Origin of the sequence: Halorubrum ezzemoulense DSM 17463, from assembly GCF_002114285.1 — an archaeon.
GTDB lineage: Archaea > Halobacteriota > Halobacteria > Halobacteriales > Haloferacaceae > Halorubrum > Halorubrum ezzemoulense.
The window spans coordinates 1-14094 of the sequence record NZ_NEDJ01000082.1 but is presented as its reverse complement, the minus strand read 5'-3'; the positions used below and the strand labels follow the sequence as shown (position 1 = coordinate 14094).

At 56.8% G+C, this 14094-nt stretch carries 12 protein-coding genes and 1 pseudogene; 6 read left to right on the top strand and 7 right to left on the bottom strand.

Translation table 11 applies throughout. The features are described 5' to 3' along the window. The first annotated feature begins 128 nt into the window (after positions 1-128). Entirely contained in the window at positions 129-788 is a 660-nt protein-coding gene (locus tag B9H04_RS15725) for a Fic family protein (RefSeq protein ID WP_276325177.1), read from the top strand. Between the two features lie 902 nt (positions 789-1690). Beyond that, entirely contained in the window at positions 1691-2077 is a 387-nt protein-coding gene (locus B9H04_RS15715) for a nuclear transport factor 2 family protein (RefSeq protein ID WP_049933511.1), read from the top strand. Positions 2078-2120: 43 nt separating this feature from the next. Here the strand turns inward: B9H04_RS15715 and B9H04_RS15710 are convergent, their stop codons facing one another. The 6 genes from B9H04_RS15710 to B9H04_RS15685 all read right to left on the bottom strand — a co-directional run bounded on the left by B9H04_RS15710 (position 2121) and on the right by B9H04_RS15685 (position 7735). Continuing rightward, positions 2121-2468 carry an Hsp20/alpha crystallin family protein gene (locus tag B9H04_RS15710; protein WP_049933513.1) on the bottom strand — a complete coding sequence of 116 codons (348 nt, stop codon included), beginning with the start codon at positions 2466-2468 and terminating at the stop codon, positions 2121-2123. 271 nt (positions 2469-2739) lie between these two features. Continuing rightward, positions 2740-4323, bottom strand: coding sequence for a pentapeptide repeat-containing protein (locus B9H04_RS15705; protein ID WP_080508763.1), 1584 nt, complete (start codon positions 4321-4323; stop codon positions 2740-2742). A gap of 228 nt (positions 4324-4551) precedes the next feature. Further along, entirely contained in the window at positions 4552-5871 is a 1320-nt protein-coding gene (locus tag B9H04_RS15700) for a methyl-accepting chemotaxis protein (RefSeq protein ID WP_085682851.1), read from the bottom strand. Between the two features lie 111 nt (positions 5872-5982). After that, positions 5983-6978 carry a CPBP family intramembrane glutamic endopeptidase gene (locus tag B9H04_RS15695; protein ID WP_080508765.1) on the bottom strand — a complete coding sequence of 332 codons (996 nt, stop codon included), beginning with the start codon at positions 6976-6978 and terminating at the stop codon, positions 5983-5985. 96 nt (positions 6979-7074) lie between these two features. Continuing rightward, positions 7075-7392: a DUF7521 family protein gene (locus B9H04_RS15690; protein ID WP_049933516.1), complete on the bottom strand. Its 318-nt coding sequence runs from the start codon at positions 7390-7392 to the stop codon at positions 7075-7077. Between the two features lies 1 nt (position 7393). Further along, positions 7394-7735 (bottom strand): ArsR/SmtB family transcription factor, encoded by a 342-nt coding sequence (locus B9H04_RS15685; RefSeq protein ID WP_199058309.1) that lies wholly within the window; start codon positions 7733-7735, stop codon positions 7394-7396. A gap of 123 nt (positions 7736-7858) precedes the next feature. On the opposite strand from B9H04_RS15685, the gene B9H04_RS15680 reads away from it, so the two are divergent. From B9H04_RS15680 to B9H04_RS15670, 3 genes are all read left to right on the top strand, one after another. Next, positions 7859-8782 carry a glycosyltransferase gene (locus B9H04_RS15680; RefSeq protein WP_080508766.1) on the top strand — a complete coding sequence of 308 codons (924 nt, stop codon included), beginning with the start codon at positions 7859-7861 and terminating at the stop codon, positions 8780-8782. A 142-nt stretch (positions 8783-8924) separates the two neighbouring features. Then, a complete protein-coding gene (locus B9H04_RS15675) occupies positions 8925-9875 on the top strand; it encodes an ABC transporter ATP-binding protein (RefSeq protein ID WP_049933521.1) in 951 nt (316 codons plus the stop codon). Then, positions 9875-10675 (top strand): ABC transporter permease, encoded by an 801-nt coding sequence (locus tag B9H04_RS15670; RefSeq protein ID WP_049933518.1) that lies wholly within the window; start codon positions 9875-9877, stop codon positions 10673-10675. Before B9H04_RS15675 ends, B9H04_RS15670 begins: the two co-directional genes overlap by 1 nt. A 1785-nt stretch (positions 10676-12460) precedes the next feature. Here the strand turns inward: B9H04_RS15670 and B9H04_RS15665 are convergent. After that, positions 12461-13201, bottom strand: coding sequence for an HAD-IIA family hydrolase (locus B9H04_RS15665; protein WP_249025109.1), 741 nt, complete (start codon positions 13199-13201; stop codon positions 12461-12463). Between the two features lie 192 nt (positions 13202-13393). Here B9H04_RS15665 and B9H04_RS19665 point away from each other — a divergent pair. Further along, positions 13394-14094: pseudogene (locus B9H04_RS19665) on the top strand (RNA-guided endonuclease InsQ/TnpB family protein); the annotation flags it as partial.

The following is a 14094-nucleotide window of genomic DNA, read 5'->3' as shown; positions in this document are numbered from 1 at the left end:
CCGCCGACAGCGACAGCTCTCCGTCGGTTCGTCGAAGATTTTCTTGTCAAGGCCACCAGCACAACCGCTCCGCCGTGGAACTCAGGCTTCAGAAACAGCTAGCCGAAGATGCTTTGTGAGGTACTGATATTCCGTCGCCCCGTCCCGGACAGTCCCCATTTGTGCCACCACCGGCGGATCATGTCTCGGAGCTAATGGACTCGCTTGAAGCATATATTCAGATGGACGGCGAGTACCACCCCCTGGTTGACCTTGCGATCACTCACTATCAGTTGGAGACAATTCACCCCTGCTCGGACGGCAACGGTCGTCTCGGACGGATTCTAATCGTCCTCAAGTTACACAAGGCTGGCTATCTGTCTGAGCCGTACCTCTATCCGAGTGCCTATTTTAATCGAAACAAGCAGGAGTACGTCGAGACGATGCGTGCGGTTAGCGAAGAAGGCCAATGGCGCGACTGGATTGCGTTCTTTATCAAAGGCATTGAAGAGCAAGCGAAGGACTCCTACGAGCGAACATTCGAATTACTCGAACTCCGGCGAGAGTACGAAGCGCAGTATCCGAATCAAAAGACAAGTCACAAACTCGCCCGCGAACTGTTTGAACTGCCGTACTTCACCGCAGACAACATCACGGATCGGTTCGACGTAAGTCGACAGACTGCCTACAATGCGATTGAAGAACTCGAATCGGATGGCATTGTTATCGAAGTGACTGGCAAGCAGCGAAATCGTGAGTACAAAGCTATCGATGTATTCGATATTCTTGAACGGCCGGTACAACGGTAGCAAAGCTTAGTCGCCTACCCCGGATGCTGGATCGGTACCCATCGCTCCCGCCCCGAACAGTAGCATAGCACCGCCAATGACTGTCAAGAACCCGAGCACACGTTCCGAGTCTGGCTCTTCGGAGAGAAGCGACGTCGTGCCTGAGGTGTACACCGCGTAATATCGCCCGCTAGCGTCAACTACAATCGCTTCTTGAAGATTCGTCTGAGACTGACTACCCCCGGTCTCAACCGCCTGCTTGACTGCTGGTGAGTACTGGTCAACGGGGCGAGAAACGTCCTCTAACGCCTGTGAGGCATTTACTCGCTCCAAGGTGAGACGATAAGATTGCGCCGACTCGTTCCAGCCTGTAACACGTTTGAAGACACGCCCGTCGCTGGGGAACGCAAGATACCGATCTTGGGAAGCAAGCGACGGGTCTCCGGCGACGTGCCGAACCCCGGGATACGGTGCGAGACCCGATGTCTCACCGGCCAGCCCGGATTCAAAACCACAGATTCTGGTCGGGGACCGCTCTCTGAAGCAGTCGAGTCCATCGATTTGTCTGAGTCTCGGTGAGTCTTGTCGAATCTGTATTCGGTCATCTTCAACGGTGAGCTGTGTGGCGCTATACTCGTATTCTGTTCCTGTTATGTCTAGCGGGGGTGCCCAGAATGGAACTGTGATTAAAACCAGTGCGAGTATAATGAGAGCAATTCGAGGAGGGCTGTCGACCATACCAATAGATATTGTTCTAGCGTTTGTATGGATTTTGCCCAATAGCAACATTAGCTCCTCACTGGTCCGCTCCGTTGAACTCGATGACGGCGTGGGAATCCTTGCTTGAGACCTTGTTTAAGATTGTAATCTCGGTCTGGTGAGCGACCCGTGAACACTTGATTATTGGACTCCTCGTCTGTCACATGGATGCCCGATCGACAGTCAAAGAGTACTACGACGCACTACGGGCTGGTGACCCGCTTGCCCCGTACTTCGCCGAGGAGCACGATGGCGACGACGCATTCGTGAAGTTTGGTATCTCGGAGCGTCTCGTCGGGAGCGAACAGATCCAAACCGGCCTCCGCACCCAGACCGAAACAACGGCTGAGTGGACCGTAACTAGTCACGCACTTCGAGTCAGTGAGCGCGGGACTCACGCCTGGTTCAGCGACACTGTGTCAATGGGCTGGATCAATACAGAATCTGGAGAGCGTCACGAGTTCGACACACGGTGGAGCGGGACACTAACGAAGTCGTCTAATGGGTGGCAGTTCGTCGGAATGCACGTTAGCACGGCTGACGAGCTGTGAGATCCTCGATCGTTCGCGAACGCCAACCCTCGGGGCGATCAATTCAGTGAAATCCGATATTCGCGGGGTCCGTATCGCGGTCGAAGGTCACCTCAAGGATACCGTTGTTGAACTGCGTTTCCCCAGAGGTGTCATCGACGTAGGACGGGAGGTCGACGCGCACAACAAACGGTCGTGGGTCACTCGCCACCCGAATCGCTGCGGTTCGTCCGTCACACTGGACGGTAATGTCGTCCGATACAGCGTGAGGGATGTCTGCAACCACCCGGATCTCCTCGTCGTACTCGTGAACGTCAACCGCGGCGTCGTCGCCGTTCGTTCCGGACAGCAGGTCTTCAATCCCGTTGAATTCACCACCGGATTTGTCCTCGTCGTCCGAGTTCCGCCTCATTATTATCTACAAGGGACTGGCCGGTATAACCCTTCGGCGAGACTGACCGAGCGTACCCAGAGACGCCGACGCCATGCGGGAGCGAACGACCCCACTCGTGTCCTCGTCGAGGCGTACGTTGAAGTGATGGATTAATATCAATCAGCGGGCAGAAACTTACGGAGAATCGAGGAGAAAGCCCTGCGCTTTAGCGCGGGGAGGGTGTCGATCTTCAAGCGTCCGAGAGACGGAAAATCATCACTGTACGGGTTCCCGCGCCAAGTTCTCGTGGTTACCGAGCGATTGAGCGAGTGAGAGTGAACACAAATAGGGCGATCATAAATCCACCGAGGAACCCCTCAGCGGCCCCGATGAAACTTACAAACGTATTTTCCACCGTCGGTCCACCGAGCACAAGCGAAACAAACGACTGTACGCTGAACGTGAGATAGCTCAATATCGACTGCCCGATTGACAGCGGAACGCTGACAGCGGCGTAGATCAGGGAGAACACGACGATGATTCCCACAGACGACAACACGGTCCATAACGGTCGCTCGCCGTATCCGCAACTCAATCCCATCGCTACGTTTCCTACGTAACGTCCGGCGTGTCGGAATCGCGTCAAGCCGTCCGACTGGGCAAACTCTCGGCGGTGGCTCCCGCGTCTGGCAGCCATCTCATGAAAGAAGAACTCTGAAACCGCACGGTTATCGCCGACCTGCTTGGCCCCGTTTTTGGCCCGCACGTATATGATCTCACGAACTGACGGCGGGTCGTCCGACTCATGGATCTTGTACTCCAATGCGGCGAGTTGCTTCCGGTAGCGGGTGAAATCGAACCCATCAAACACCGTCTGATTAAACGTTAGCGAATCTATCGTTGTCTCTTCTGTTAACACAAGATCACCCAACACCGCTTGAGTGAGCTCATATTCAACACTCCCGTCGGTTGCTGCGACAGTACCGGTCACGCGCTCCGTTCCTGTGAGATCGATCGTAACGGGTCCGTCTCGTACTGTGAGATCGACACAGCTCACCTCATCTGAGAGGGAAGCATCGTCAATACGAAGCCCCCCAGTAAGAGTCGCGCCGTCAAACAGCAATGGCCCGTCACAGTCTACTCCCAGAAACATCCCCGCTGCACCATTTGCAGTTGGTCGGTCGCGCTTCGGGTTGCCAGCGACAGACCCGAACTCAACGGCAGGTCCAGCCAGTGTACATTCTTTGAACCGGGCCTTATCTGCGAAGTCTGTTCGTTTGAACCACGCCCCCTTGTCGAACTGTACACGATAGAAGTTCGCTACGTCGTCAAACTGGGCATTAGTGAAGTCTGCGGCCCCAGTGAACCGTGCGTTCACGCTGTATATTCCGTTGGCAAACCGGGCGACACGTCCACAAACCTCCCCGAACGTCGCTTCGCGCGTGTCGAGCCAAGATTCGAACTTTGTAAGCCGCATTGAGACATCCGCGAACCGGACGTGACCGAGGTCAACGCGCCGAGCAAACTGTGTTTCGTCGAACGTAACTTGTCCAATGGCTGTGCTCCCTCGAAGATCAAGCGGGTGTTTTACCGTCCCAAATCGCAGCGAGATCGATTCGAATGATGCGTCACGGCAGTCGATGGGTGTGTTAGTCGGCCCGTCAAGTTGTTGATAATCGAGATCGATTGCCCCAAACGTCGCACCAAGAAACTGATTTGTCGCCGGGGAGGGTTCCTCGACCGCTTCAATAAGCCGACGTCTACGGGCCTCATCGGACGCCTCACCGTGGAACACACAGTAGTTTTCGTCGGCAGGATGTGGACAATCCCACGATGACTCGTCGTCAAAATAATCAGCCGACAACTCGTGGTGGTACTTACAACTCGAAGCCATATAAAATATGTTTTTATTTTGGATTAAAAAACTTGGGCACAGAGAAGTCGAATGATCGCAGCTGGATTGTCCCCCGTCTCCTGTGGACCTCACTCCAAATAGAGGGTCCCCGTGTGTGGAGTGTAAAAAAGAGGGCTGTAGAAAATGGTCAGAAGTGCCGATATTCCGGAGATTTGGAATGAAACGTGGGGTCTGGCTGTCTGTCAGTCCGATTACGATATGCCTGCTTCAGACAGACGTGTCCATGACCTCCGCCAGTTCGTGGTCAATCTGTTCAACCTGATGGGTCAGCTGCGAGACCATCTCTGTCTGGCTCTTATTTTCGTCTGCGATCTCCGCAATCTCCTCACTCACAACAGTAGCTCGTTCGGAGACATCGTTGACGGCACTTGATATCTCTTCGGCCACGCTTGCCTGTTCGTCTGTTGCCTCCGCAATCTCGGTGATCCCACTCTCAGTTTGCTCAACTGCCGTGAGAATTTGTTTTTGATTCTCGAGGACCTCTTGGATGTCGTCTCTCGCAGACTGTATCTCGTCGTTGGCTGCGTCCACTTCGGCGGTGGTTTTGGAAGCCTTCTCCTTGATCCTCGCGACGATGTCTTCGATCTCGTCAGCTTGGTCCTGCGAGCGATTGGCGAGGTTCTTCACCTCGTCGGCGACGACCGCGAAGCCGTCACTGTCGCTGCGTGCCGCTTCGATGTTGGCGTTCAACGCGAGCATGTTCGTTTGTTCGGCGATATCGTTGATCACGCCGACGAGCTCTTCGACTTCTTCGATCTCGTCTCTAAGGTCCGCGACGTCGTCGGCGACAGTAGCTGACTTCTCGGCTGTGTCGTCCACTTGGTTGATGACCTCGCCTGCGGTGTCGACGGACTCTTCGGCGAGTACTCTCGATTCGGCGCTTTGACTGCTCACTTCCTCGGCGCTGGAGGCGATCTCCTCGACGGTGGCGCTGAATCCGGAGACGTCACCTTGGGTACGTTCGAGTTCGGCTGCTTGCTCGTCGACGAGCTGGGTGATCTCGTTCGAGCGATCCGCGACTTCGGTTGTCGACTCGCTCAGCTGTTCCATGGATGTCTCGACATTGTCCGAGAGCTCTTCCTGGAGGTCGGCGAGCGTCTCCCGCTGTTCGACGACGGTGGTGACGTCGAAGAGCAGCTCGACAGCCCCAACGACCTCGCCAGTGGGTGTCTGGATCGGGGTCGCAATCGCTCGGGCGTGTGCCTGTCTTCCATCTGGACGCTCGGCAGATCGGAACTCGTCTTCGCGGATGGGTCTTCCGGTGCGGACGACTTCTTCAGCGAGGGTCTCGTCTTCGCCCTCGGTACCGAACACGTCGTATGCGTTCATCCCGACTGCCTTGTCTGCGGGGAGGCCGAGGAGATCGGCTGTTGCCGTATTCCACTGGGTGATGTCGCCGGCGTCGTCAACGACAAACGCTGCCTCAGGGAGTGTCTCGATGAACTGCTCGAAGGCATGGCGCCAGAAGTCGTTATTTGATTCTGTATTTCGGTCTTGGAGGTGATCGTTCCGCGTGGCTGTGGCCATGCCGAGTGGGGACGATCAAGGTATGTGTGGGTTTTGCTCCTGTTATTGCTTTTGATAGGGCCCCTGTTCGCGGGAGGGAATGATTGTATTCACCACGATCAATTGTTGATATTATGACAGCAGCGACCCCAAGTCACCGTTCCGGAGAGCAACGTATCCGACAGTAAGCGCAGCGACACAGAGCACCGCTGCGCCGTTGACTGCCCCGTACACCCCGACGAACTGTGCCGGGCCGGTGAACGTCGGCCGGACCAGCATCGGCAGAACCTCCGCAGCCTCACCGAAGTTCGCCAGCCCGTAGATGTTGTTTATCGCAAAGTTGATCAGGAAGTGGACGCCGATTGGCAGCGCCAGCGAGTCGGTCCACACGTACGCGGCGCCGAGGAGGAGCCCCAACATCACCCGGAAGCCGAACTTTTCTAGCGTCCCCGGGAAGTGCCCGAGACTGAATATCAGCGATGACGCCACCACCCCTGCCACGACCGCACCGCGGTCGGACAGCCACCGACTCCGGAGTCCTTCGACGGCACTCGTCAGAATGAGGCCCCGATAGACCAGCTCTTCCCAGAAGGCCACAAACGCCCACTGGAGGGTGTACGCTCCGAACGCAGCGACGAACGGCAACACGTTGGCGCCAACGCCGCCCGAAAACAGCTCGGAGACGGTCGCCCACCCGGCGAGCAGACTCGCGGGGAGTGCCACACCCATCCCTACCAGAGCCACGACGCTGCCAGCGGCGAAGTCCTTCAGGAATGACGGGCTGAACGCCAGTCCGTAGTCGGTCAGCGGTCGCCGGTCAACGTACTTCGCGAACACAACTGCGAGGAGGAGTCCAACGAGCGCACCGATCAGGTTGGTCGCGGCTCCGTTGACAGACGGCGGGAGTTCGGTGCCCGCGAGCGCCAGCGCCGGGAGCACGAAAATCCCCACGAGCGCGGCGACGTACACTCCGAGGATCCGCCAGAGTGCGCAGGGGCGATTCTCATTTCGATTCCACAGCACGGAGGCGACGCGTCCGATGATTCCACCGTAATTAGTTCGCCGGTCGTCATCGGCCGACTGGGATCCGGTTCCTTCGAAGCTGGTGTCGGTGTCTGCTTCGGTCATCGACACCTGAACGCATGGACGCATAGAAAAAGGCCGATTTCCCTGGCTTCACTGGTTGAAGTCAACCTACCGTCGTATATGGGCTCGGGCGTGGTATCAGTCTCGGCGTGGCATCCACAGTCCGTAGAGGATCAGTCCCAGACCGGTGAATTCGGGGATTTGGAGGAGGAGATTGAGGACCGCGGTGGGAAGTTCCAAGACGTAAGTGAAGATGAGGGCCAGCGGGGCCTGAACGAACAACACCAGTATGAATCCGATCGCGATGTACAACATCGGACGGCTCTGATTCTGCCGGTATGCCGTGTAAGCGAGGTAACCGATCCCCAAACCGATGATCATCGGGATCACCTCGCTCACCTGTCGAATCGTTCGTAGCGTTTCGAGATCAATCGATTGGAGCGGTGTATCGAGCATATTAGCTTCCCTCTACGAACTGCGTGAAGCGGTCTGCCATCCGTTTCCGCCGTGAAATCGTAATCTCAAAGCCGTCTTCGCTGAGATCGAGTTCGATGCCATCGAGATCCGTCCGGTAGAGTTTGTAGTTCTTCCCGTCGGTGACTGGCTGGATATCTTCAGTAACCAGATCGTACTCGCGGAGTCGTTCGAGTCGACGGTAGACAGTCGGCTCCGAGACCCCGGCGCAATCGCTGAGCTCCGCCGCCGAGCAAGGTTCCTTCTTTGTCTCGACGAGAATCGTGCGCGTACACTCGTCCCCAAGCAAATCTGCGAGCGCTTCGGGATCTCGCACCCCGGACACTGTGCGTGTGCCATCTCTTGTTTTGCCAATATAGGTTGTGCCGTTCTGGGCTTTCTGTCCGGCTTCACTCAGAGAAGCCGTCGGAAACTCTCATTGATACCAGCGATCACGTTTCGAGTACGGATGTCGAACGGACAGACGCACACCCCAACGAGCATACTCCTCCCGACGGTGTCTTGGACTCCCGCCTGCGGCGATGTCGCCGCACAGTTGGGTTCAGAAGACGAGCTCCTCATCATCCACGATACCGAGGACGACCCGGTTACGGACCAAGAGCGGTTCCCTGAGAACGTTCGGTTGGTCCCCGCTGGCGACCCCGTCGGGTGTTCCGGGAAAGCGAATGCCATCGCTGCTGGGATGGAGGCCGCCAATCACGACCGTCTCGTCTGGACCGACGACGATTTTTACCATCCGCCCGACTGGCTCGACAAGCTCCGCCGTGACTACGCTGACTACGGTCCGACGACGGAACTGCCGGCGTTTGTGGGTCAGGACCCACTCGCGATCCTGTTGGAACCGATTTACGTTCTCGGCGGCACGCTCGGGACGTATGTGGGTGATCACGCTTGGGGCGGAGCTGTCATCTTTGACCGAAGTGATCTTGATGAGGCAGGGTTTCTTTCGGAACTCCGCCAGACTATCAGCGACGATGGCCTTTTCGGGGAGCACACCGACGTGACGTCCGTTCGGCGTGTACGCAAAGTACCAATGGGTGGGAGTCTTCGACAGACGCTCGAACGACACGTTCGATTCAATAAAATTTTCGCAACCCACGATCCCGGAGTCGCGAAGCTCTCCTTCGGAGCGTTGACCGCCGTTCTCGTCGGGTGTCTATTCTTTCCGTTCCTCGCAGTGGGGCTTACCGCAGTAACAGCAGGTGTGTATGCTGCCTTCGGCGTTCGCCGAGCGTCACTACTCCTCGCTGTGCCAGCGCTTGTCGCAGCCGTTCCACTGGGAGTGTATGGCTTTACCCGAGATACGTTCATCTGGGCAGGTCGGCGTTATCGCTGGCGCTCAAAATTTGATGTCGAGGCAGTAGACGAGTAGTTTTCATTCAGTGCGTGTCAATCAATGGTGAATGGGCGATATGTAGCAGCGAATCCCGCGATAATGCTGTAAGCAGAGTTTCACAGTTAGAAGCACTGACCTCCGGTTTAACAGGTTTCCCGCGTTCGGTGAAGTTGTGACAATGACAGGTCCCGCGATTGAAATAGACGGATTGAGCAAACGGTTCGGTGACGTGACCGCTGTCGATAGTGTTGATTTGACCGTTGAATCGGGCGAAATCTTCGGGTTTTTGGGTCCGAACGGGGCTGGAAAGTCCACCACGATCAACCTGCTGTTGGACTTCGTGCGACCGACGAGTGGAAGTGCGTCCATGCTTGGACTAGATGTCTCGAAGGACCGCGAAACGCTCCACAGCCGGATCGGCGTCGTTCCCGAGAACTACGGATTATACGACAGACTGAGCGGTCGGCGACACGTGGAACTCGCGGCCAAACTGAAAGACGCTGACGACGATCCCGACGAGCTACTCGATCGGGTCGGCCTCTCACAAGAAGACGCGAACCGGGCCGCCGGGGACTATTCGACGGGGATGAGCCAGCGACTCGCCCTAGCGATGGCACTTGTCGGTGCGCCTGATCTGCTCATCCTCGACGAACCGACCAGCGGTCTCGACCCGAACGGCGCCCGGGAACTCAGAGAGATCATTCAGGCGGAAAACGATCGCGGCGTGACGGTGTTCTTCTCGAGTCATATTCTCGAACAGGTCGAAGCCGTTGCCGACCGAGTCGGCATCATGAATGAGGGAGAGCTCGTTGCGATTGACAGTATCGGCCGCCTCAGACGCCAGCTCGACACTGGCGCGCAAGTGATACTCGACGTGGACCGACAACCGGAGCGCAGTCTGGGTGACCTCCCGAACGTACGCGACATCGATGTAGGCGGCGGGACCGTTCGGGGAACCTGTCTTGAACCAGCGGCGAAACTCCAGTTCATCGACCGGGTTCGCGAGCTGACGACGGTCACCGACGTGCGGATTGAGGAGTCATCGCTTGAGGATCTGTTCGCCAGCTACACCGGTGAAGACACGACGGACAGTCAGACCGAGACGGTAGTCCCGGGTGGTGTCGCGTAATGAGCGTTCGCACCATCGCCCGGAAAGACTTGGCCGATGCCAGTCGTTCGAAGGCTCTGTGGGCGGTTATCTTAATCGTCCTCCTGTCGACGGCCGGGATCACGACACTCCTCGCAGTAACCAGCGACATGGCAGCCGGTGAGGTGTTCTCACTCTCGTTCCAACTCGCTGTGACGATGCTTCCCATCGTTGCGCTCGTGCTCGCCAAAGGGGCAATCACTGCCGAGCGGGAGTCCGGGTCGCTCCGAGTCTTGCTGAGCTTGCCGCCGTCACGCCGGGACGTTCTCGTCGGGAAGCTCCTCGGACGGACAGCCCTGATGCTCGTCGCCACGCTTATCAGCGGGTTCGTGACTGGTCTCGTCGTCCTCACGATACTGGGTGGGACGTTCGGTTCACTGGCGGCATTTATCGGGTTTCTCGGCCTCATGGGCGTGGCGTTCGTCGCTATCGGAGTGGGGATCTCCGCGGGTAGTTCGAGCGACAGTCGTGCGACCGCCGTCGCCGTCGGAGCCTACATGATCTTGGTCGCGTTGTGGAACCTGATCCAGAGTGCTATCCAGTACGGCGCCATCGAACTGGGTCTGATGACCGAGGGCAGCGCGCCGGCGTGGATGAAATTAGTCGGGCTGTTCCCGCCCAACCGCGCCGCGAGGGCTGCATATCGGAACACTGTTGCGGGGCAGCTCTTCGGAACGGACCCGTTCGCGTCGGTCTGGCTGCCGGTTCTCCTCCTGTTGGCCTGGATCTTGGTTCCTGTTACGATCGGGTATCTCCGTCTCCGTGACGCCCAGATCGGGTGATAGGTTAGCCAAGTGGAGCCGGATCCCGATCCTCATCGCCGATTCGGGTATCGCCTCTCGCTCCAGAAAATCTAACGCGATACGACTGCTATCACCGCTGAGGCGGTCGAGCGAGGAATATCAGGCCGTACTATCATCAGTAGGTTGTGTCATCGACTGTCAGATTCATCCCCGGCTTCAGGGCGGGGCTTTCTTTTCGCACTTCCGTAACGATGGACCGACCGAATGAATGCTCCGTCGAGACTGCTTGCTCACGGTTGGGTTCGGCAGGCACTGCTTCAACTGTCGACCCACTCGACAGTTGTCTCTAGGAACCGGAAATCTACTCGAGGACAGAGAGGTTGAATTGGAATCTGAGCTGTGGGAGGACAGCGATAACAAGAGCGCGGAGTACTCGTCGTGTGCCTCGACACCGCAATTTATAGAGGCTAGAAGGCGAATACACCCGCCTTCAGGCGGGTGATGAAGCCGACATAGTGGGAAGCAATCCACTAGCCGAACGTCTGTACCGAGTTTCACAGACAGAGATTTAACTGACAGGCCGCTATATACAAAGGTAGGAATCGGTCGGAACGGAGCGGATTCCGAACCGTCCTTCGGAGGCGGCCCGTCCGCCCGCGTAACGAGGTCGTTCGAAAATCTTCGATTTTCGTGATCACGAGAGACTTCGTCTCTCGGACGACAGTATCTGAAAGGTCAGTCGGTGAACGCCATATCCTCGAAGGGTGTGTCTGTGCCGACGGCTCAAAGCAAACCAGACGATACCCCCAAGTCCGTTGACGCTTGCCGGCGTCCCCGTGGCAAAAACAACACTGGGACGCCGTACACGGTTGAGGATAGGGGTAACGGCCAGTTGGCATGGCCAGCAGTCCACCAGTTCGACACTGTGGGACTACCCGTGCCCGAAAGGGCTGGTAGTCCACTGACTGGACTGTAAACCTGAAACTCCCACCGCTCGGGATTCCTCCGCGTTTACCCGGAGGAGGATGTCAATACTAATATCTGAATCTTAAAAACCGAAGTGATATTGGATTCAGCAGTATTCAGCCGACGAGAGGTTCTCTTCTTCGCGCAGTGGCAATTTAACAGTTTGGCCCGTACGTTGGGGTGGTCAGTATGGCTGCCAGACGTATACTACGATACCGTATAGTATGCCGGAGAAGGCACCGTAAGAGATAGCCTCCACTGGCGCGTCTCCTAGAAGGAATGAAACGGCTGAGACTGTAACGATCCAGAGAAGACCGTGAAGGAAAGCGGTTCGTTGTCGCTCAGTCGTGGGCAAAAGACTGCTCGGCAGGCGCTGCTTGGAAGGCATAAATGATCGTGGAGCAGGGATCTCCTTGAGTCTAAGCACACAATACGACAGGGCCGCTGGCGGTGGAGGGCCGATACACAGGGTGAGTGGCGGCCAGTGAACGCCAAAGCGGGGGAGGGGGAGGTGATGAGAGATCCCACCAACTGTGCCACGGCGATGGGACGAGCTCAACAGTCGGATACTTGTTGTCGGCCGCCTCCGACCGGCGGCTACGTGAACCATATAGCACTCGAAACATCAACCCATCAGCAGTGTTTCACGCCGCGAAACAACAACGCTTCTCGTCAAGAATGTCGATGATCCGTTGGTGTGTCTCGTGGAAGCGAAAGCAGCAAACCGCAAATTAGTGCGAGTTTCGAAACAAGACGCTACAGGCGATGTCCGGCAATGCTTCGAAAATATACCTTTTGACTCTGCTGAAATTCTCAGCAGGTGAGATATTCTGGCCCGGTTGTGGTCAATACAGGAGATTATATAGTCTCAACCAATTCAGCAACTGATTCCACGACATCGTCCGGGCGGTACGCGAACTCTGTGAGTTCGTCACGACTAGTCGACCCAGTGAGTACGAGGTACGTAGTCAGGCCAGCCTCGATGCCGGCCACGACATCGGTGTCCATGCGATCCCCTACCATCGCCGTCGATTCGGAGTGCGCGCCGATCCGATTGAGGCCACTCCGGATCATCACTGGATTGGGTTTGCAAACGAAGTACGGCTCTTGCCCAGTGGCTTCCGTAAGGAGCGCAGCAACGGAGCCGGTAGCCGGGAGTGGGCCCTCAGGTGAGGGTCCGGTAGCGTCCGAGTTCGTTGCGACAAACCGCGCGCCCTGATCAATCAGTTGGACGGCCTGTGTGATATTCTGGAACGAATACGTGCGGCTCTCCCCGAGAACGACGAAATCTGGGTCAGTATCGGTCAGCGTGTAGCCCACCTTATGGAGCGCTGTCTTCAGTCCAGCCTCACCGATAACGTAGGCGGACGCATCTGGGACTTGATTTGACAAAAACTGTGCCGTGGCCACGGCCGAGGTCCAAATCCGCTCCTCTGGAACATCAATACCCACATCCGCAAGACGGGCAGACAGATCGCGACGCGTGTACATTGAGTTGTTCGTGAGCACGAGAAACTCCTTGTCCTGCTCTTGAAGCCGGCCGATGAACTCTTTCGCCCCCGGGAGAGCAACCTCCTCATGTATCAGCACTCCATCCATATCAAGGAGCCACGTGCTGGGTTGGTCTTGTGTATGAGACATAGGAAGAAGTTATCAGAACTGTGTTCGCCGTGGACTTGAAAGTTTACAGGCTGTCGAGGCGAATGCCACGGGGCTTGACCCCGTGGATGAAGCCGACACTCCGTGACACAAGCCATTAACTAGCAACACAGCGATAATCGAGGTACGGCGATGTGGTATGACTACCGCTTCCGCGCCTACCCTGACCGAACAGGTGTGACTGCGGAAGTGGAACGCCACATCGACATCCACCGCCAAGCATACAACCACACCCGCTACGAATACAGTGTCCTCGACACCGACGAGGACAACATCGGTTCGGCGTACCAACACCAGAAACGCCTCACCGAATGGAAGGACGAGTGGCCTGTGTTCTCCAAAGTCCACTCGAAGGCGTTACAGAAGACCGTCGAACGCTTCTACGACAACCTCTCGAACCTCTCCGAGAAGAAGCAGAACGGGCACAAGGTCGGGTGGCTCAACTGGAAGTCCCCAGCGAGTACCAGAGTATGACGTATTCGCAGTCTGGCTTCGAACTCAAAAACACGAGTGGCCGGACTGCCACAATCTGGCTCTCCAAAATCAGTGACATCCCCATTCGATATCACCGTTCCATCCCCGACAACGCAGACATCAAAGAGGTGACGCTGAAGAAAGAGACGACGGGTGAGTGGTACGTCACGTTCGGCCTCGAAGTCGAAGACACCACGCTCCCCGAGAAACCCGCTGTAGACGACGTGGATGTTGAGGACTGCGTTGGCCTCGACCTCGGCATCCAGAACTACATCTACACGTCTGACGGCAACAGCGTGGACTGGCTTGACCTCTCCGACGAGTACGAACGCCTGCGTCGGGAGCAGCGCAATCTCTCC

Excerpts from the sequence above, each read along its gene's own strand:
- B9H04_RS15715 (WP_049933511.1), top strand. The coding sequence starts at position 1,691 with ATGGATGCCCGATCGACAGTCAAAGAGTACTACGACGCACTACGGGCT.
- B9H04_RS15710 (WP_049933513.1), bottom strand. The coding sequence starts at position 2,468 with ATGAGGCGGAACTCGGACGACGAGGACAAATCCGGTGGTGAATTCAAC.
- B9H04_RS15705 (WP_080508763.1), bottom strand. The coding sequence starts at position 4,323 with ATGGCTTCGAGTTGTAAGTACCACCACGAGTTGTCGGCTGATTATTTT.
- B9H04_RS15700 (WP_085682851.1), bottom strand. The coding sequence starts at position 5,871 with ATGGCCACAGCCACGCGGAACGATCACCTCCAAGACCGAAATACAGAA.
- B9H04_RS15695 (WP_080508765.1), bottom strand. The coding sequence starts at position 6,978 with ATGACCGAAGCAGACACCGACACCAGCTTCGAAGGAACCGGATCCCAG.
- B9H04_RS15690 (WP_049933516.1), bottom strand. The coding sequence starts at position 7,392 with ATGCTCGATACACCGCTCCAATCGATTGATCTCGAAACGCTACGAACG.
- B9H04_RS15680 (WP_080508766.1), top strand. The coding sequence starts at position 7,859 with ATGTCGAACGGACAGACGCACACCCCAACGAGCATACTCCTCCCGACG.
- B9H04_RS15675 (WP_049933521.1), top strand. The coding sequence starts at position 8,925 with ATGACAGGTCCCGCGATTGAAATAGACGGATTGAGCAAACGGTTCGGT.
- B9H04_RS15670 (WP_049933518.1), top strand. The coding sequence starts at position 9,875 with ATGAGCGTTCGCACCATCGCCCGGAAAGACTTGGCCGATGCCAGTCGT.
- B9H04_RS15665 (WP_249025109.1), bottom strand. The coding sequence starts at position 13,201 with ATGGATGGAGTGCTGATACATGAGGAGGTTGCTCTCCCGGGGGCGAAA.